The sequence below is a fragment of the Acidovorax sp. GW835-FHT14B10 genome (genome assembly GCF_058793725.1).
The window spans coordinates 1-17,479 of record NZ_JBXAGC010000009.1; the positions used below are offsets into that span (position 1 = coordinate 1).

The 17,479-nt window shown below is 65.0% G+C and carries 19 protein-coding genes; 13 read left to right on the plus strand and 6 right to left on the minus strand.

What is annotated here, in order from left to right; translation table 11 throughout:
* Positions 1-123: 123 nt before the first annotated feature.
* The 3 genes from ilvC to AC1Q5S_RS08675 all read right to left on the minus strand — a co-directional run bounded on the left by ilvC (position 124) and on the right by AC1Q5S_RS08675 (position 3,726).
* A complete protein-coding gene (gene ilvC / locus AC1Q5S_RS08665) occupies positions 124-1,140 on the minus strand; it encodes a ketol-acid reductoisomerase (RefSeq protein ID WP_303836367.1) in 1,017 nt (338 codons plus the stop codon).
* A gap of 160 nt (positions 1,141-1,300) precedes the next feature.
* Positions 1,301-1,792, minus strand: coding sequence for an acetolactate synthase small subunit (gene ilvN / locus AC1Q5S_RS08670; protein WP_015013659.1), 492 nt, complete (start codon positions 1,790-1,792; stop codon positions 1,301-1,303).
* A 143-nt stretch (positions 1,793-1,935) separates the two neighbouring features.
* On the minus strand, positions 1,936-3,726 hold the full coding sequence (locus tag AC1Q5S_RS08675; protein ID WP_303836377.1) for an acetolactate synthase 3 catalytic subunit: 1,791 nt from the start codon (positions 3,724-3,726) through the stop codon (positions 1,936-1,938).
* 285 nt (positions 3,727-4,011) lie between these two features.
* Here AC1Q5S_RS08675 and AC1Q5S_RS08680 point away from each other — a divergent pair, with 285 nt between their 5' ends.
* The 6 genes from AC1Q5S_RS08680 to AC1Q5S_RS08705 are packed head-to-tail and all read left to right on the plus strand — an operon-like array spanning position 4,012 to position 7,504.
* Positions 4,012-4,581 carry an RNA polymerase sigma factor gene (locus AC1Q5S_RS08680; RefSeq protein WP_303836378.1) on the plus strand — a complete coding sequence of 190 codons (570 nt, stop codon included), beginning with the start codon at positions 4,012-4,014 and terminating at the stop codon, positions 4,579-4,581.
* Complete coding sequence (locus tag AC1Q5S_RS08685; RefSeq protein WP_303836380.1) at positions 4,578-5,018, plus strand: DUF3619 family protein; 441 nt, start codon at positions 4,578-4,580, stop codon at positions 5,016-5,018. The genes AC1Q5S_RS08680 and AC1Q5S_RS08685 overlap by 4 nt, the downstream gene beginning before the upstream one ends.
* 19 nt (positions 5,019-5,037) lie before the next feature.
* Positions 5,038-5,910: a DUF3106 domain-containing protein gene (locus AC1Q5S_RS08690; RefSeq protein ID WP_422204203.1), complete on the plus strand. Its 873-nt coding sequence runs from the start codon at positions 5,038-5,040 to the stop codon at positions 5,908-5,910.
* Between the two features lie 56 nt (positions 5,911-5,966).
* Complete coding sequence (locus AC1Q5S_RS08695) at positions 5,967-6,455, plus strand: RDD family protein (protein WP_303836383.1); 489 nt, start codon at positions 5,967-5,969, stop codon at positions 6,453-6,455.
* A 52-nt stretch (positions 6,456-6,507) separates the two neighbouring features.
* Positions 6,508-6,918 carry a diacylglycerol kinase gene (locus tag AC1Q5S_RS08700; RefSeq protein ID WP_492238657.1) on the plus strand — a complete coding sequence of 137 codons (411 nt, stop codon included), beginning with the start codon at positions 6,508-6,510 and terminating at the stop codon, positions 6,916-6,918.
* The gene (locus AC1Q5S_RS08705) at positions 6,911-7,504 is read left to right on the plus strand and encodes an LOG family protein (RefSeq protein WP_492238658.1); all 594 of its coding nucleotides are present in this window, start codon (positions 6,911-6,913) and stop codon (positions 7,502-7,504) included. The genes AC1Q5S_RS08700 and AC1Q5S_RS08705 overlap by 8 nt, the downstream gene beginning before the upstream one ends.
* 109 nt (positions 7,505-7,613) lie before the next feature.
* Here the strand turns inward: AC1Q5S_RS08705 and AC1Q5S_RS08710 are convergent, their stop codons facing one another.
* Together AC1Q5S_RS08710 and AC1Q5S_RS08715 are read right to left on the minus strand one after the other, a co-directional pair.
* Positions 7,614-7,952: a P-II family nitrogen regulator gene (locus AC1Q5S_RS08710; protein ID WP_303836386.1), complete on the minus strand. Its 339-nt coding sequence runs from the start codon at positions 7,950-7,952 to the stop codon at positions 7,614-7,616.
* Positions 7,953-8,003: 51 nt separating this feature from the next.
* Positions 8,004-9,662 (minus strand): NAD+ synthase, encoded by a 1,659-nt coding sequence (locus AC1Q5S_RS08715; protein ID WP_492238660.1) that lies wholly within the window; start codon positions 9,660-9,662, stop codon positions 8,004-8,006.
* 83 nt (positions 9,663-9,745) lie between these two features.
* On the opposite strand from AC1Q5S_RS08715, the gene AC1Q5S_RS08720 reads away from it, so the two are divergent.
* From AC1Q5S_RS08720 to sufT, 7 genes are all read left to right on the plus strand, one after another.
* Complete coding sequence (locus tag AC1Q5S_RS08720; RefSeq protein ID WP_492238661.1) at positions 9,746-11,023, plus strand: GNAT family N-acetyltransferase; 1,278 nt, start codon at positions 9,746-9,748, stop codon at positions 11,021-11,023.
* 208 nt (positions 11,024-11,231) lie between these two features.
* Positions 11,232-12,686, plus strand: coding sequence for a Fe-S cluster assembly protein SufB (sufB, locus tag AC1Q5S_RS08725; protein WP_492238662.1), 1,455 nt, complete (start codon positions 11,232-11,234; stop codon positions 12,684-12,686).
* Between the two features lie 85 nt (positions 12,687-12,771).
* Positions 12,772-13,542 (plus strand): Fe-S cluster assembly ATPase SufC, encoded by a 771-nt coding sequence (gene sufC / locus AC1Q5S_RS08730; protein WP_422204190.1) that lies wholly within the window; start codon positions 12,772-12,774, stop codon positions 13,540-13,542.
* Positions 13,543-13,545: 3 nt separating this feature from the next.
* The gene (locus tag AC1Q5S_RS08735) at positions 13,546-14,787 is read left to right on the plus strand and encodes a SufD family Fe-S cluster assembly protein (protein ID WP_422204188.1); all 1,242 of its coding nucleotides are present in this window, start codon (positions 13,546-13,548) and stop codon (positions 14,785-14,787) included.
* A gap of 1 nt (position 14,788) precedes the next feature.
* Positions 14,789-16,054: an aminotransferase class V-fold PLP-dependent enzyme gene (locus AC1Q5S_RS08740; protein WP_492238695.1), complete on the plus strand. Its 1,266-nt coding sequence runs from the start codon at positions 14,789-14,791 to the stop codon at positions 16,052-16,054.
* Positions 16,051-16,530: a Fe-S cluster assembly sulfur transfer protein SufU gene (gene sufU / locus AC1Q5S_RS08745; protein WP_303836633.1), complete on the plus strand. Its 480-nt coding sequence runs from the start codon at positions 16,051-16,053 to the stop codon at positions 16,528-16,530. Before AC1Q5S_RS08740 ends, sufU begins: the two co-directional genes overlap by 4 nt.
* Complete coding sequence (gene sufT, locus AC1Q5S_RS08750) at positions 16,530-17,075, plus strand: putative Fe-S cluster assembly protein SufT (protein WP_303836662.1); 546 nt, start codon at positions 16,530-16,532, stop codon at positions 17,073-17,075. The genes sufU and sufT overlap by 1 nt, the downstream gene beginning before the upstream one ends.
* Positions 17,076-17,166: 91 nt before the next feature.
* Here sufT and AC1Q5S_RS08755 read toward each other — a convergent pair whose 3' ends face one another.
* The gene (locus AC1Q5S_RS08755) at positions 17,167-17,457 is read right to left on the minus strand and encodes a DUF2249 domain-containing protein (RefSeq protein ID WP_303836635.1); all 291 of its coding nucleotides are present in this window, start codon (positions 17,455-17,457) and stop codon (positions 17,167-17,169) included.
* Positions 17,458-17,479: the final 22 nt, after the last annotated feature.

Genomic DNA, 17,479 nt, shown 5'->3' on the forward strand with positions numbered 1-17,479 from the left:
CCCCCGCGAGGTCAAGCGCTCTCGCAGCAAGTTCCCAACAAAGAAAATGCCAGTCAGGGCTTAACTGACTGGCATTGCACCGAAGTGGCCTTTGGATGCTGGCGATACCTTGGCGAGGCGGCATCAGTTGCGGGTCTGATCGACCAGCTTGTTCTTGGCGATCCAGGGCATCATGGCGCGCAGTTGGGCCCCCACCACTTCGATGCTGTGGTCGGCCGTGTTGCGGCGACGAGCCGTCATGCTCGGGTAGTTCAGGCGGCCTTCCTGGATGAACATCTTGGCGTAGTCGCCGTTCTGGATGCGCTTCAGAGCGTTGCGCATGGCGGCGCGCGACTGCTCATTGATGACTTCGGGGCCGGTCACGTACTCGCCGAACTCGGCGTTGTTCGAGATCGAGTAGTTCATGTTGGCGATGCCGCCTTCGTAGATCAGGTCCACGATGAGCTTGAGCTCGTGCAGGCACTCGAAGTAGGCCATTTCAGGGGCATAACCGGCTTCGACCAGGGTTTCGTAACCCATCTTGATCAGCTCGACGGCACCGCCGCACAGCACGGCCTGCTCGCCGAACAGGTCGGTCTCGGTCTCTTCCTTGAAGTTGGTCTCGATGATGCCGGCCTTGCCGCCACCATTGGCCATGGCATAGCTCAGGGCCAGGTCGCGGGCCTTGCCGGACTTGTCCTGGTGCACAGCCACCAGGTGGGGCACGCCGCCGCCCTGGGTGTAGGTGTTGCGCACGGTGTGGCCAGGGGCCTTGGGCGCCACCATCCACACGTCCAGATCGGCACGGGGCACGACCTGGTTGTAGTGCACGTTGAAACCGTGGGCGAAGGCCAGCGAAGCGCCTTGCTTGATATTCGGGGCCACATTGTTGGTGTAGACCTCGGCGATCTGCTCGTCGGGCAACAGAACCATGACCACGTCAGCGGCCTTGACGGCATCGTTGACTTCCATGACCGTCAGGCCGGCCTTGCCGACCTTGTCCCACGAGGCGCCGCCCTTGCGCAGGCCCACCACGACCTTCACGCCGCTGTCGTTCAGGTTCTGTGCATGGGCGTGGCCCTGCGAGCCGTAGCCGATGATGGCAACGGTCTTGCCCTTGATCAGGCTCAGGTCACAGTCTTTGTCGTAGAAAACTTTCATGGGTCGCTCCGGTTGAAATGCGTTGTTGGGGTTGAAAAATAAACAGTCGATTGTCTTACATCGGATTGGGATTCGACCGGATGGCTAGGCGGGGAGCCGCAGACAGTGCTTTTGCACGGCAAGGTTCTCCAACGACGCCAGCCGGTCGAAGGCAAATCCGTTACACGCGCAGGATGCGCTCGCCGCGACCGATGCCGCTGGCACCGGTGCGCACGGTTTCCAGGATGGCCGTGCGATCGATGGCTTGCAGGAAAGCATCGTTCTTCGACTGGTCACCGGTGAGCTCGATGGTGTAGCTCTTCTCGGTCACATCGATGATGCGGCCACGGAAGATGTCGGCCATGCGCTTCATCTCCTCGCGCTCCTTGCCCACCGCGCGCACCTTCACCATCATGAGCTCGCGCTCGGTGTAGGCGCCTTCGGTGAGGTCCACCACCTTCACGACCTCGATGAGGCGGTTCAGGTGCTTGGTGATCTGCTCGATCACATCGTCGGAGCCCGTGGTCTGGATCGTCATGCGCGACAGCGATGCGTCCTCGGTGGGCGCCACGGTGAGCGATTCGATGTTGTAGCCACGGGCCGAGAACAGGCCCACGACACGGGAAAGCGCACCGGGCTCGTTTTCCAGCAAGACAGCAATGATGTGTTTCATGGTGAGAGATTCCTCTTTTCGCTGCCCTCCCCTGCGCACGGTAATGCGCAGGCTTGGCAGGCAATAGATTCGTCAAAAAATTGAATGCTATCTATTCGATAGCTAAAAGCGCATGAAAAACATACGCCGAAGGCCAATTTGGCTTAAAGGTCTTCCGACCCCAGCAACATCTCGGTAATGCCCTTGCCGGCCTGCACCATCGGGAACACGTTCTCGGTGGGGTCGGTGCGGAAGTCCATGAACACCGTGCGGTCCTTGAGCTTGCGGGCTTCGCGCAGCGCGGGCTCCACATCCTTGGGGTGCTCGATCAGCATGCCCACATGGCCATAGGCCTCGGCCAGCTTCACGAAGTTGGGCAGCGCGTCCATGTAGCTGTGGCTGTAGCGGCCGGAGTATTCGATCTCCTGCCACTGGCGCACCATGCCCAGGTAGCGGTTGTTCAACGAGCAGATCTTGATCGGCGTGTTGTACTGCAGGCAGGTGGACAACTCCTGGATGTTCATCTGCACCGAGCCTTCGCCGGTGATGCAGAACACCTCGGACTGTGGCTTGGCGAGCTTGATGCCCATGGCGTATGGGATGCCCACGCCCATGGTGCCCAGGCCGCCAGAGTTGATCCAGCGGCGGGGCTCGTCGAAGCGGTAGTACTGCGCGGCCCACATCTGGTGCTGGCCTACGTCGGACGTGATGTAGGTGTCCGCGTCCTTGGTCATGTTCCACAGCGTCTCGACCACGTACTGGGGCTTGATCACATCACCGCTGCCCATGCTGTACTTGAGGCAGTCGCGCTTGCGCCAGCCTTCGATGGTGTCCCACCAGGCAGCCAAGGCACCGGCATCCGGGCGGGTGCTGCTCTCACGGATCATGGAGATCAGCTCGGTGAGCACGTCCTTCACGTCGCCGACGATCGGGATGTCCACCTTCACGCGCTTGGAGATGCTCGACGGGTCGATATCGACGTGGATGATCTTGCGGTCGTTTTGTGCGAAGTGCTTGGGGTTGCCGATCACGCGGTCGTCAAAGCGCGCGCCCACGGCCAGCAGCACGTCGCAGTTCTGCATGGCGTTGTTGGCTTCGATGGTGCCGTGCATGCCCAGCATGCCCAGGAACTTGCGATCCGACGCCGGGTAGGCGCCCAGGCCCATCAGCGTGTTGGTGACGGGGTAGCCCAGCATGTCCACCAGCGTGCGCAGCTCGTTGGTGGCATTGCCCAGCAGTACGCCTCCCCCGGTGTAGATGTAGGGGCGTTTGGCCGCCAGCAGCAGTTGCAGCGCCTTGCGGATCTGGCCGCCATGGCCTTTGCGTACCGGGTTGTAGGAGCGCATTTCCACGCTCTGGGGATAGCCGGTATAGGCCACCTTCTTGAACGACACGTCCTTCGGAATATCGACCACCACGGGGCCGGGTCGGCCGGTGCGGGCGATATGAAAGGCCTTCTTCAACGTCATGGCCAGATCGCGCGGGTCCTTGACGAGGAAGTTGTGTTTCACGATAGGGCGCGTGATGCCCACCGTATCGCATTCCTGGAAAGCATCCAGGCCGATGGCCGCCGTGGGCACCTGGCCGGAGATGATCACCATGGGGATGCTATCCATGTAGGCCGTGGCAATGCCCGTGACGGCATTGGTCAGCCCGGGGCCCGAGGTGACCAGCGCAACGCCCACCTCACCGGTGGCGCGGGCATAGCCGTCGGCGGCATGCACGGCGGCCTGCTCATGGCGCACCAGCACATGCTGGATAGTGTCCTGCTTGTAGAGCGCGTCGTAGATATAGAGAACTGCGCCGCCCGGATAACCCCAGATGTACTGCACGTTCTCGGCCTGCAGCGACTTGACGAGGATTTCAGAACCCATGAGGTCCTGCGAACCGGAGGCGGGAGAATTGCCGTGGGAGGCAGTGGCTGCCGATGTGAGTTCAGCCTTGGAGATTTCCATGATCAACCTTTGTGAATTTCTCTGACGAAAAACCTTGGGTGCTCCTTACAAGCGCTCTCGTGAAGCCAGCTCGGAACTTGAGGCCAAGGACATGGGCGGGATGATTGCCGCGCCGGACCGTGACCCGTTTGCCTTTTGAATTGCAACCGCAATTATCGCACTGCAACACTCGCAAAACCAGCCGCTTCCAAAAAAATCGGGGCCCAATGCGATAATTGAACCGTTGCGCGGGCTGCCCCGCACTTTCACGCATGACTGCATCGCCCGTTCCGGGCTTGGTTCCTCTTGGCAACTGAACAAGAACTCTCCGACTTCCTCAAAAGTGTAGAAAAGCGCGCATTCAAGCGCTCGCTCTACCACGTCCGCAATGAGGAAGCGGCCCTGGACATCGTCCAGGACAGCATGCTCAAGCTGGCCGAGCATTACGGCGACAAGCCCACGAGCGAATTGCCCATGCTGTTTCAGCGCATCTTGTCGAACTGCACGCTGGACTGGTTTCGCCGCCAAAAGACCCGCAATGCACTGTTTTCGAGCATGAGCAACTTTGACGGACCCGGAGAAGATGGCACGGAATTTGATCTGCTCGAAGCCTACATCGGCCCAGACAATGGGGAGCGGGCCGAAAGCGCGGAAGATCTGACCCGGCGTGCACAGATCTTCAAGGGCATCGAAGAAGAAATCGAGGCGCTGCCAGCACGTCAACGGGAAGCGTTTCTCATGCGTTACTGGGAAGAAATGGATGTAGCAGAGACAGCAGCCGCCATGGGTTGCTCCGAAGGCAGCGTCAAGACACACTGTTTTCGGGCAGTACAGACTCTCGGCAAGGCGCTGAAGGCAAAAGGAATCGAACCATGAACACCGCAAACACCCCCCCCCATGAAATGGCGGCGGATCGTTTTGCCCGCCGCGTCACTGCACGGTTAAGCAGTGGAACGCATGACCTGCCCTACGATATTTCCGAGCGGTTGCGCGCGGCCCGCATGCAGGCGCTGGCCAAGCGCAAAGTTACCGTCCAGGCGCATCGCGTTGCACCCGCAGTTGTGCGCTCGGGCCATGCCGCAGCGCTCGGCGGTGGCAGCGAACGGGGTGGCTGGTGGAGTGCCCTGGTTTCGGCGGTTCCCGTGATGGCACTGCTGGTGGGTCTGGTAGTCATCAATGTGGCCCAGGACGAACAGGGAACGAACGAGGTGGCGGAAGTGGATGCCGCCCTGCTGACCGACGAGTTGCCCCCAGCGGCATACTCCGACCCGGGTTTTGTACAGTTCCTGAAAACCACCCATTCCAGCAACTGATCGACTTCTCTTTTTCTGAATGCACGCAAGTCCCCCTGACGACCACCCCACCATGCCAGCCTTCGTGCTGGCTTTGGTGCTTTTGGGTGCGTTTGCAGCCGGCGGTATGGCGGTGCTCCACCAGGTGCGCATGGCACCGGGCACCTTGGTACCCACGGCCGCGCTGGCCTCCAGCCCCAATGGCAAAGGTGCAGGCACGGTAGCCCATCCGTCCAGACAAACCCCTGCGGGCCCGGGCTGGGAGGTTCTGAACACTCCGCAGAAACTGGCGCTCTACCCTCTGGCGGAACGCTGGGCGCTGCTCAGCGAAGCGCAGAAACGGCGCTGGCTCGCCCTGGCCCAGAATTTCCCTACGCTCCCAGAACACGAGCAGGAAAAACTCCACAACCGCATGACGGAATGGGCCAGCCTGAGCGTGCAGCAGCGCAACCAGGCACGGCTCAACTATGCCGACTCCAATCGCCTGGCCCGTGACAACAAGCTCGCCCAATGGCAGGCTTACCAGGCGCTGAGCGATGAAGAAAAGCGCAGGCTGGCTGCGCGTGCGGCCCCCAAGCCGCAAGGTGCAGCCACTGCGCTCAAACCGGTTTCTCCCCGCAAGCTGGCACAGATTCCGGCGGCCTCGGGGGTCAACCCCAATCGCCCCAATCAGCCCAAGATCCCACCGGTACAAAGCCTCTCGCCACGGGCAGCGAAGCCAGCACTGTCCGCCCCTGCCGCCGCGGGGCACGGGAATGATGCACCGGTTTCGCCCCCCCCAGCCGTGGAGACCGCCCCCGTCAACGTCCCGGTGGCTGTGCCAAGCACGCTACCGCCACTGCCGGCCGCACCAGTTGCCAGCGACCATGCGATTCCGGCCGTACCCGAGCCGCCCCTCCTGACTCCCCAGTAATTTGCATGCCCGTCCTGCCCCCGTCTGAAGCGCTGCCGCCCATGGTCCCCGCCCCCATGAACCTTCAGGCCCCGAGCCTGGTCCGCCGCATGGCATGCTGGATGTATGAAGGCATCCTGATGTTCGGCGTGGTCTTCATCGCCGGCTACCTGTTTGGCACCCTGAGCCAGACCCGCAATGCCCTGGACAACCGCCATGCCCTGCAGGCCTTTCTGTTTGTGGTGTTTGGCATCTACTTCACCTGGTTCTGGGCCAAGGGGCAGACCCTGGCCATGAAAACCTGGAACATCCGCGTGGTGGACCGCGGCGGCCGCCCGCTCACGCAGGCGCGTGCGCTGCTGCGCTATGTTCTTTCCTGGCTGTGGTTTCTGCCGCCATTGGCCGCGGTGGCACCCTTTTCACTGCCGGGCGGCGAAGCCACGGTGATCATGCTGGGCTGGGTCGCCGTGTGGGCGCTGCTGAGCCGCTTTCACCCCCAGCAGCAGTTCTGGCACGACGCACTGGCGGGCACCCGCCTGGTGCACCACGAACCTGTCAAAAAATAAGCTTTTGTCGGATATGCCCTTGCCGGACACATCCGACCCCGACAATTGCCGCATGCCATCACTCGATCCCCCGCACTCCGCGCCCGCCAACCCCCAGAAAGCCCGGACCGGACTGAACCGGGTCTGGCATGCCACGGGCTACTCCATCGCAGGCCTGCGTGCCGGCTGGAACGAAAAGGCGTTTCGCCAGGAAGTCATTGCAGCCGTGGTCCTGGTTCCGCTGGCGTTCTGGCTGGGCCACAACTGGATGGAGGTGGCGCTGCTGGCCGGGTCGATCATCATCGTGATGATTGTCGAGTTGCTCAACACCGGCATCGAGACCGCCATTGATCGCATCGGCCCCGAGTGGCACGACCTGTCCAAGCGTGCCAAGGACATGGGCAGCGCCGCGGTGCTGCTGTCGCTGCTGCTGTGTATCGGCATCTGGTGTGCCGCTCTTTTTCAAAGGTTTTTCCATGGCTGAGCCCGCTTTCTCCATCTGCGTGTACTGCGGCTCGCGCCCCGGTGAGAACCCGGCGTTTTCCCAGACCGCCCAGGCCGTGGGCCGGTGGATCGGCTCGCATGGCGGCCAGCTCGTGTACGGCGGTGGCCTCAGCGGTCTCATGGGCACGGTGGCCGAGGCCACACGCCTGTCCGGCGGCCGGGTGGTGGGCGTGATACCGCAGACGCTGGTGGACAAGGAACTGGCCAATCGCCAGTGTGACGAGTTGCACATCGTGCAGACCATGCACGAGCGCAAGGCCATGATGGCCGAGCGCAGCAACGCCTTTTTGGCGCTGCCCGGCGGCATTGGCACCTTCGAGGAACTGTTTGAAGTGTGGACCTGGCGCCAGCTGGGCTACCACGACAAGCCACTGGGCCTGCTCAACGTGGGCGGCTACTACGACGGCCTGCTGGCCTTTTTGCAGACCAGCGTGGCGAGTGGGTTCATGCGAGGGTGGCAGATGGACCTGCTGCACATCGCAACCGACAGCGACGCCCTGCTGCGCAGCCTGGTGCAGTCGGCGGGCCACAGCCTGGAGCAGGTACCGCTGCGCTCGGTGATCTGACAGCCCGCAAAACGAGCGCGGCCCAAGCCAGCGCCCCCGCGCAAGGGCCGCCCCGCCGCGCTGGGGGCGCCCCCCTCAGGGGGATGGCGCGAAGCGACACAGGGGGAGCCTATACCGCTGCGTCGTCCAGGTCACCCGTGCGGATGCGCACCACGCGCTCCACGGCGGTCACAAAAATCTTGCCGTCGCCAATCTTGCCCGTGCGCGCCACATTGACAATGGCGTCCACGCAGCGCTCCAGGTCTTCGGTCTTGACCACGACTTCCACCTTCACCTTGGGCAGGAAATCCACCACATACTCCGCCCCACGGTACAGCTCGGTGTGGCCCTTCTGGCGCCCGAAACCCTTCACCTCGGTCACGGTGAGGCCCGTCACACCGCATTCGGCCAAGGCTTCACGGACCTCTTCCAGCTTGAAAGGCTTGATGACGGCGGTGATCATTTTCATGGGGGAGTCTCCTGGAGGATATAAAAAGGCGATGGAACTGGCGGATGCCCGTCAGGCCCTGAATTGGCTGGTGATAGGGTAGCGCCAGTCCTTGCCGAAGCTGCGGCGCGTGACGCGCACGCCCAAGGGTGCCTGGCGGCGCTTGTATTCGTTCAGCTTGATCAGCCGGGTGACGCGTTCGACATCTGCGCGCTCAAAACCGGCGGCAATGATGGACTCTATCGGTTCATCATTTTCCATGTAACGCGCCACGATCGCATCGAGCACCTCATAGGCCGGCAAACTGTCCTGGTCTTTCTGGTCGGGGCGCAATTCGGCACTGGGTGGGCGCGTGATGATGCGCTCGGGGATGGGGTTGGCGCCGGTGCCATACGGATCGTGGGCATTGCGCCAGCGCGCCAGATCGAACACCCGGGTCTTGGCCACATCCTTGATGGGAGCAAAGCCGCCGGCCATGTCGCCATACAGCGTGCAGTAGCCGGTGGCCATCTCGCTCTTGTTGCCGGTGGTCAGCACGATGGCGCCAAACTTGTTCGACAACGCCATCAGCAGCGTGCCGCGGATGCGGGCCTGCAGGTTCTCCTCGGTCGTGTCCTCGGGCAGGCCGGCAAATTGGCTCGCCAGCGCCGCCTTGAAGGCCTCGAACGGGGGTGCGATCGCGATTTCGTCATGGCGCACGCCCATGCGCTCGGCCATGTCGCGCGCGTCGATCCAGCTGATGTCCGCCGTGTAGGGCGAGGGCATCATCACGGTGCGCACCTTGTCGGCGCCCAGGGCGTCCACGGCAATCGCCAGCACCAGCGCCGAATCGATGCCGCCCGACAGGCCCAGCAAGGCGCCCGGAAAGCCGTTCTTGCGTACATAGTCGCGCACGCCCAGCACCAGCGCGTCCCACAGGTCGGCCTCCAGGCTGCGCTCGGGCGCCATATTCGCTTCTATTTTGATAGCTATTTGCGTTGCATGGACGTGCGCAAACACCAGTTTTTCCTCAAAACCAGGCGCCCGACCGGCCACCGAACCATCGGCATTCAGAGCAAAGGAACGGCCTTCGAAAACCACCTCGTCCTGCCCGCCCACCAGGTGGGCATAGACCAACGGCAGGCCTGTCTCGGCCACCCGCTCGCGCATGGTCTGCTCGCGCTCGGCGCTCTTGCCCAGGTGAAAGGGCGAGGCATTGATCACCGCCAGCAGCTGTGCCCCCGCCTGCGCCGCAGCGCGCGCGGGCGCGGCAAACCATGCGTCCTCGCAGACCAGCACCCCCACCCGCACGCCCTCCACCTCGAACACGCAGGGCGACTGGCCGGCAACAAAATAGCGGCGCTCATCGAACACCTGGTAGTTAGGCAACTCGCACTTGGCATAGGTCTGCTCGATCTGGCCATGCCGCAGCACGCTGGCCGCATTCAGGCACGGGCTGAACGCCGGGTCATCCGGCGACTGCTTTTGCGGATGGCCCAGCACGATCGCGAGGTCCTTCAACCCTGCGGTCTCGCGGGCCACGGTTTTCACGGCATCATCACAGGCCGCAAGAAATGCGGGGCGCAAAAACAGGTCTTCTGCCGCGTAACCACAGATGGCCAATTCGGGCGTCAGCAGCAGCCGTGCGCCCTGCGCATGGGCCTCACGCGCGGCAACAATGATTTTTTGCGCATTGCCGGGCATGTCGCCCACGACAAAATTGAGCTGAGCGGTGCAAATGGAGAGCGTCATGGAACTGGGATCGGCCCCTGCGGCCAGGTTGGATACCGCCACCCCTCGGAGCCCCGCGCTGGGCGGCGGCCCATGGAGGCAGCATGGCTGAAGGCGCCATTATCGCGCGCGTGCTGGCATCGCCGCTGGAGGTGGACGCCAGCGCCTGGAACGCCCTGCTGGCGCGGCAATCACACGCCACCCCCTTCATGCGCCATGAATACCTGGCCGCCCTGCACACCAGCGAAAGCGCCGTTCCCCGAACGGGCTGGACACCCCGCTTCATGACGCTCTGGGAGGGCGATGCGCTGGTGGCCGCCTGCCCGCTGTACCTCAAGAGCCACTCCCACGGCGAATACGTGTTCGACTGGTCCTGGGCCAGTGCCTACGAGCAGCATGGCGTGCCGTATTACCCCAAGGCCGTGGTGGCCGTGCCCTTCACGCCCGTGCCCGGCTCCCGGCTGCTGGCGCGCGACGAAGCCACGCGCCAGCGGCTGGTGCAGGCGCTGCGCCAGTGGTGCGAAGCCGAGGGCCTGTCGTCCTTGCATGTGCTGTTCGCCAGCGACGACGACGTGCTGACCAGCGCCCGGCAAGGACTGATGCTGCGGCATACGGTGCAGTTTCATTGGCAGAATGCGCCCCCCACGCTCCCTGTTTCGCTTGGTTCGCAGCCCTCCGAGGGGGTGCTCACCGCACTGGGGCGGCCCGGCGGCGGCCCAGGCCTGGCTTTCGAAAGCTTCGACCACTTTCTCGCCAGCCTGTCCCAGGACAAGCGCAAGAAGATCCGCCAGGAACGCCGGCGTGTGGCCGAAGCAGGCGTCACCTTCCGCTGGGCGCTGGGGGCCGACATCAGCCCGTCCGACTGGGACTTCTTTTACCGCTGCTACGAACGCACCTACCTGGAGCATGGCAATCCGCCCTACCTCACGCGGGCCTTCTTTCAGCAGATCGCCGACCGGATGCCCGGGCACTGGCTGCTGTTCATTGCCGAGCGAGAGGGCCGATCAATCGCTAGCAGTTTGATAGCTATTGACGATGACTCCACCTGCGTCAGCGCAATTCATCATGCAAAAAACCCACCACGCGCCGCGTATGGCCGCTACTGGGGCGCGCTGGAGCGCGTGGATTGCCTGCATTTCGAGGCCTGCTACTACCAGCCGCTGCAATGGTGCATAGCCCACGGCGTTCAGCGCTTTGAAGGGGGCGCCCAGGGCGAACACAAGATGGCGCGCGCCCTGCTGCCGGTGCAGGCGACCAGCACGCACTGGCTGGCACACCCGGCCTTTGCCGACGCGGTGGAACGCTTTCTGGCCCGTGAGGGCGCAGGCGTGGAAGACTATCTGGACCACCTGCAGGCGCGCAGCCCGTTTCGCGCCACCTAACCCCGCAAAAAACCCACCGCGGCACCCGCCGATGCCCATGGGCCAGGCACGGTTACCACCTGCCGTGCTTGTATCCGCCATTAAACATGCATAACATATGAATCTTTAAAGCACCTCTATCCCAAAGGCCTCACCATGGTTCCCCACGCCACAGCCACCCATCGCCAGGCCATCCGGGCAGCAACCGCCAATCCGTTGGGGAAACGCCATGTCCACCGTTGAACAGGCCGCGCCGCTGGCCCAGGCGCTGGAGCGCCCTTACCTGCACGGGTTTGTGACCGACATTGCGTCCGATTCCCTGCCGCCCGGCCTGGACGAAGGCACCATCCGCGCCATTTCACGGCGCAAGCACGAGCCCGAGTTTCTGCTGCGATGGCGCCTGGCAGCCTTTGAACGCTGGCTGTCCATGCCCCCGCCCGCCTGGGCCCAGTTGCAGATGGAGCCGGTGGATTTCCAGGCGCTGAGCTACTACTCGGCCCCCAAATCGCTCCAGGACGGACCCCAGAGCCTGGCCGATGTGGACCCCAAACTGCTGGAAACCTACGAAAAGCTCGGCGTGCCGCTGCACGAACGCGCGCGCCTGGCCGGCGTGGCCGTGGACGCGGTGTTCGACTCGGTCTCGGTGGGCACCACGTTCCGCGAGCAACTGGCCAAGGTGGGCGTGATCTTCTGCTCGTTCTCGCACGCGGTGGAGCACCACCCCGCGCTGATCGAGCGCTACCTGGGCACCGTGGTGCCGCCGGGCGACAACTTCTATGCCGCGCTGAATTCGGCCGTGTTCTCCGATGGCTCCTTTGTCTACATCCCCCAGGGTGTGCGCTGCCCGATGGAGCTGTCCTCGTATTTCCGCATCAATGCGCGCAACACCGGGCAGTTCGAGCGCACGCTGATCATTGCCGAAGAAGGCAGCCATGTGAGCTACCTTGAAGGCTGCACGGCGCCGCAGCGCGACGAGCACCAGCTGCACGCCGCCGTGGTGGAACTGGTGGCACACGAAGACGCGCACATCAAGTATTCCACCGTGCAGAACTGGTACCCCGGCGACGAGAACGGACGCGGCGGCATCTACAACTTCGTCACCAAGCGCGGGCTGTGCGCCGGCAAGCGCGCCCACATCGCCTGGACGCAGATCGAGACCGGCTCGGCCATCACCTGGAAATACCCCAGCGTGGTGCTGCGCGGCGACGAATCGAGCGGCGAGTTCCATTCGATCGCGGTGTCCAACCACTTCCAGCAGGCCGACACCGGCACCAAGATGATCCACCTCGGGCGCAACACCAAAAGCCGCATCGTCTCCAAAGGGATCAGCGCCGGGCACGCGCACAACAGCTACCGCGGCCTGGTGCGCGTGGCACCCACCGCCGCCGGCGCCGCGAACCATACGCAGTGCGATTCGCTGCTGATCGGCCCCGATTGCGGTGCCCACACGTTCCCGTACATCGACACCGCGCGCAGCGACGCCGTGGTCGAACACGAGGCAACCACCACGCGCATCTCCGAAGAGCGACTTTTTTACTGCCAGCAGCGCGGCATCGACCCGCAGGAGGCCACGGCGCTGATCGTCGGCGGCTTCTGCCAGGCGGTGCTCGAAGAGCTGCCGATGGAATTCGCGCTCGAAGCCAAGGCCCTGCTGGCGGTGTCCCTCGAAGGCGCGGTGGGTTGAAACACCGGCTTGCAGTCAAAAAAACCGCCTTTAGCCCTTATCCATCAAGCGCTGCAAGCTATCAAAATTGAACCAAGGACACCCCATGACAACCCCCTCCCCCCTGCTGCAAGTGCGCAACCTGCGCGTGAATGTGGGCGAGCGCACCGTGTTGCACTCGGTCTCGCTCGATGTGGCACCCGGCTCCCTGGTGGTGCTGATGGGCGCCAACGGCAGCGGCAAGAGCACGCTGGGCCTGGCGCTGGCCGGCCACCCGAACTACCGCGCCGTGGGCGGCCAGGTGCAGTTTGCGGGGCAGGATCTGCTGGCCATGAATGCCCAGGAGCGCGCCAGGGCCGGCCTGTTCCTGTCCTTCCAGACGCCGCCCGACATCCCGGGCGTGAAGAACAACCTGTTCATCCGCACTGCGCTCAACGCGGTGCGCGAGGCCCGGAGCGAGGCGCCGCTGGACGCCTTCGATTTCCTGGGCAGTGCCCGCGCCGCCGCCCGGCAGCTGGGCCTGCCCGAAGCCATGCTGGGCCGCCCGGTCAATGAAGGTTTTTCGGGGGGCGAGCGCAAGCGCAATGAGTTGTTGCAGCTCGCGCTCTTGCAGCCGCGCCTGGCGCTGCTCGACGAAATCGATTCGGGCATGGACGTCGATGGCGTGCGCGCCGTCGTCCAGCTCGTGCAGAAGCTGCGCGCCCAGGGCACGGCCTTCGTGGTGGTGTCGCACTACCTGCAACTCATCGAATCGCTGCAGCCCGACACCGTGTTGCGGCTCGATCAAGGCTGCATCGCTGACACCGGCAACCTGGAACTGGCGCGCGGCATTGCCCGCACCGGCTTCGCGCGCGCGGCCGAACCCGTGGAGGCCTGAGCCATGGACACCGCAAGAGCCGACGCACTGACCGCCCGGGAGCACCTGGCCCTGCGGGGCTGGATACCCGCACGCAGCGAATCCTTTCGCCACCTGCCACCACCCGGGCCTGAGACCTGGCTGGGAGACGCCGCCCCTCCTGCCACGGCAGACGGCAACGCTTCATCCCTTGCGGGTGCCGGCTGGACACTGCACCCGGTGGGCGGCACACCGCCAGTGGGCGTCAGCGCCCGCTGGCTGGATGCCAGCGATCCGGCCCAGCGCGCCGAGTTGTTCGCCGGCCTGCCGCTGCCCGGCGAAGGCGACGCCGCCCCCTTTGCCTGGGCGCACCGCGCCCTGTGCCGCCAGGGCCTGCGCCTGCGCATCGGTGGCACGCCCGTTACCCACACGGGCCAGACCGTGTGGCTGCACCTGCGCCACCAGCCACGCACCCGGGTGGAAGCCCCGCTGCTCGTGGTGGAAGTGCAGGACGGCGTGCGCTGCGTGCTGATCGAGACCCACGAACGCGAGCCAGCCCCATGCGGGCCCCCGCTCGTGCAGAACCTGCGCATCCACCTCCATGTCGGGCAAGGCGCGACGCTGCAGCATCTGCGCATGGCAACCCCCGCCGCGGATGACCAGATTGCCCACATCGTGCAGGCGCACCTGGACCAGGGCGCGCAGTATGCGCAGGCGCTCATCGCGTCGGACAGCGCATACCATCTGCAACGCAGCGCGCTGGATCTGCAGGGTGCCCACGCCAGCGCGCGCACCGCCGGCGTGCTGCTGGCCAGCAGCTCGGTGCTGGAGCAGCAGGTGCAGACCCTGCACAACGCCGCCCACACCCACAGTGCCGTGGAGGCCCTGGTGCTGGCCAGCGGCAAGGCCCATGCGGTGGCCAACGCCCACACCCGCATCGCCCCGGGCGCCAGCGAAGCCAATGTGCGCCAGCGCCTGAGCGGCATCCCGCTGGCAGGCCAGCCCCGGCTGGTGCTGCGCCCGCACCTGGAAATCCACCACGACAACGTCCAGGCCGCGCACGGCGCCACCTGGGGTGCACTGCCCGAAGACGCCCTGTTCTACGCGCGCCAGCGGGGCCTGGACGAAGCCAGCGCGCGCACGCTGATCATCCAAGGCATGGCCACCGCGCTGCTGGAACGTTGCTTCGACGCCCCCGACCTGCTGGCCACGCTGGAGGAAGATGGCCTGCTGGCGCGCACCCTGGCACGCCACCTGACCGCAACCGAGGAGCCACACCATGGGTGAAATGCATTTCCTGCAGGCGCTGGTCGCTCCCCCCGGTGCACTCGCCAGCGGCGTGCGCACCCTGTTTCCGGTACTAGAGCAGCGCATCCACGGCGCGGCGCTGGCCTACCTCGACAACGCCGCCACGACACAGGTGCCGCTGCCGGTGCTGGCCGCCATGCGCCATTTCGAAGCACATGACCGCGCCAACATCCACCGCGGCGTGCACACCTTGAGCCAGCGCGCCACCGACGCCTTCGAACAGGCCCGCAGCGACCTCAAGCGCTTCGTGGGTGCGGGCTCCGGGCACGAGCTGGTCTTCACCTCGGGCACCACCGAGGCGCTGAACCTGGTGGCGCACGGGCTTTCGGCCGCGCAGCCGGGTGGCGCTTTCCTCCAACCGGGGGACGAGATCATCGTCAGCGGCCTGGAGCACCACGCCAACCTGGTACCGTGGCAGCAGGCCGCCCGGCGCAGCGGCGCCATGCTTCGCGTGCTGCTGCCCGATGCACAGGGCCGACTGCATGCGCAAGACCTGGCCCGCCTGCTCACCCCGCGCACCCGCGTCTTCGCCCTGACGGCCTGCGCCAATGCCACGGGCGAAACACCGCCGTTCGCGGCCCTGCTGGCACAGGCCGCGCAGGCCGGCGCGCTCACCGTGCTCGACGCCGCGCAGGCCGTGGGGCACGCGGTGCCCGACCTGTCGGCCCTGGCCTGCGATTTCATGGCCTTTTCGAGCCACAAGATGTACGGTCCCATGGGCACCGGCGCCCTGGTCGGGCGCATGGCGGCGCTGGAGCGCCTGGCACCGCTGCGCTATGGCGGCGACATGGTCGAGCGGGTGAGCTACACCGACGCGGCCTTTGCCACGCTGCCCAGCCGGCTCGAAGGCGGTACGCCCAACGTCGCTGGCGCCGTCGGCATGGCGGCGGCGGCCGCGTTCATCGAACACATCGGCCGCGCCGCCATCGATGCCCATGTGCAGGCACTGCGGGCGCACGCCGTGGCCGGCCTCGCCGCCATCGAAGGCATCACGGTGCTGGCGCCGCATGCCACCACGTCTGCCATTGCTTCCTTCGTCACGCCGCACGCGCACCCGCACGACATCGGCACCCTGCTGGATGCGCAAGGCATTGCCGTGCGCACCGGCCACCACTGCGCCCAGCCGCTGCTCGACCACCTGGGCACCGGGCCGACCACCCGCGCCTCGTTCGCGCTGTACAACACCCATGACGAGGTGGAACGGCTCATCGCCGGCGTGGCACATGCCCTGGAGGTACTGCGATGAGCGCCGCTGAAAACGACCTGTACCAGGAGGTGGTGATGGACCACAAGCGCGCCCCGCGCAACTTCGGCCACCTGCCCGCGCCGAACCTCCAGGCGCGCGGCACCAATCCGCAGTGCGGCGATGACCTGAGCGTGGAGCTGGATGTTCAGGCCGGCCGGGTGCGCGACATCCGCTTCAGCGGGCAAGGGTGCGCCATCTGCATCGCCTCGGCCTCGATGATGAGCGAGGCGGTCCAGGGGCGGGACGTGGCTGTCGCGCAGCAGTTGCAGCAGCATTTCCGTGCCGTGCTCACCGGCGAAATCGAACCCGAGGAAGCGCAATTGGGCAAGCTCGTCAGCCTGGCCGGTGTGCGCCGCTACCCGAGCCGCATCAAATGCGCCCTGCTGGGCTGGCATGCCCTGATGCACGCATTGGCGCAGGCACCCGACGCATCGCCTGCTGCAGCGGATACCACCCTATCGGGGAACACACCATGATGAAACGACACCGCGAAGACGTGCGGATCAACCGTCCGGTACGCGTGGAGCGCATTCCCGAAGGCTCGCCACTGGATCTTGCGGCGGGCGAACGCGCGCAGCTCACGCAGGCTTTGGGATCGTCATTCACGCTGCTGGTGGACGGGCAACTGGTGCGGCTGAAGGGCGTGGATGCCGATGCCATCGGCAAACCCCCGCCAGCCCCCCTGGCCCTGCCCGACAAGGTTGAACTGGAGGATGTGAGCGACCTGGTATGGCAGACGCTCAAGACCTGTTACGACCCGGAAATTCCCGTGGACATTGTCGAGCTGGGTCTGATTTACCGCTGTGACATCGAGCCACTGGACAGCGACCAGGTCAAGGTCTGGATCGACATGTCACTCACCGCGCCGGGCTGCGGCATGGGCGAATCGATTGCCGAGGAGGTGTGCGACAAGGTGTTGGCACTGCCCCGCGTGGGCGAGATCACCCTCAACCTGGTGTTCGATCCCCCCTGGGATCGCTCCAGGATGTCCGAGGCCGCGATGCTGGCCCTGGGCCTGTAGCAAACCGCCATCACCAGGAGCCCCTTGCGGGCGCCTGCCGCGTTCTGCGGGTGCGATCCCGGCGGCATTGCACCGCCGGTGCTGTGGTGCCTCAGCCTCCGCAGGCGCCACCCGAGCAGCAGGAGTCTTCCCGGGCCGCGGCGGGCTCGGTCTTGCTGATCAGCACACGCCAAAGGTCCGGGCCTTGCTGCAGATAGGCCCACTTGAAGGCACCGGCGGAGCGGGCCTGGAACTGGTGGTGCAGGGGCTGAGGATCATGGTCGTTGACCAGTTGCAGCGCCTCGCCGGGCAACAACGCGTCAAAGCGGCCAAAAATCAGGGCGTGGCGCTCGCGGGGTGCAATCTCGCGGACATCGATGACGGAACTCTGGGTAGGAAGCATGGCAAAACCTTTCTGAAAGGGT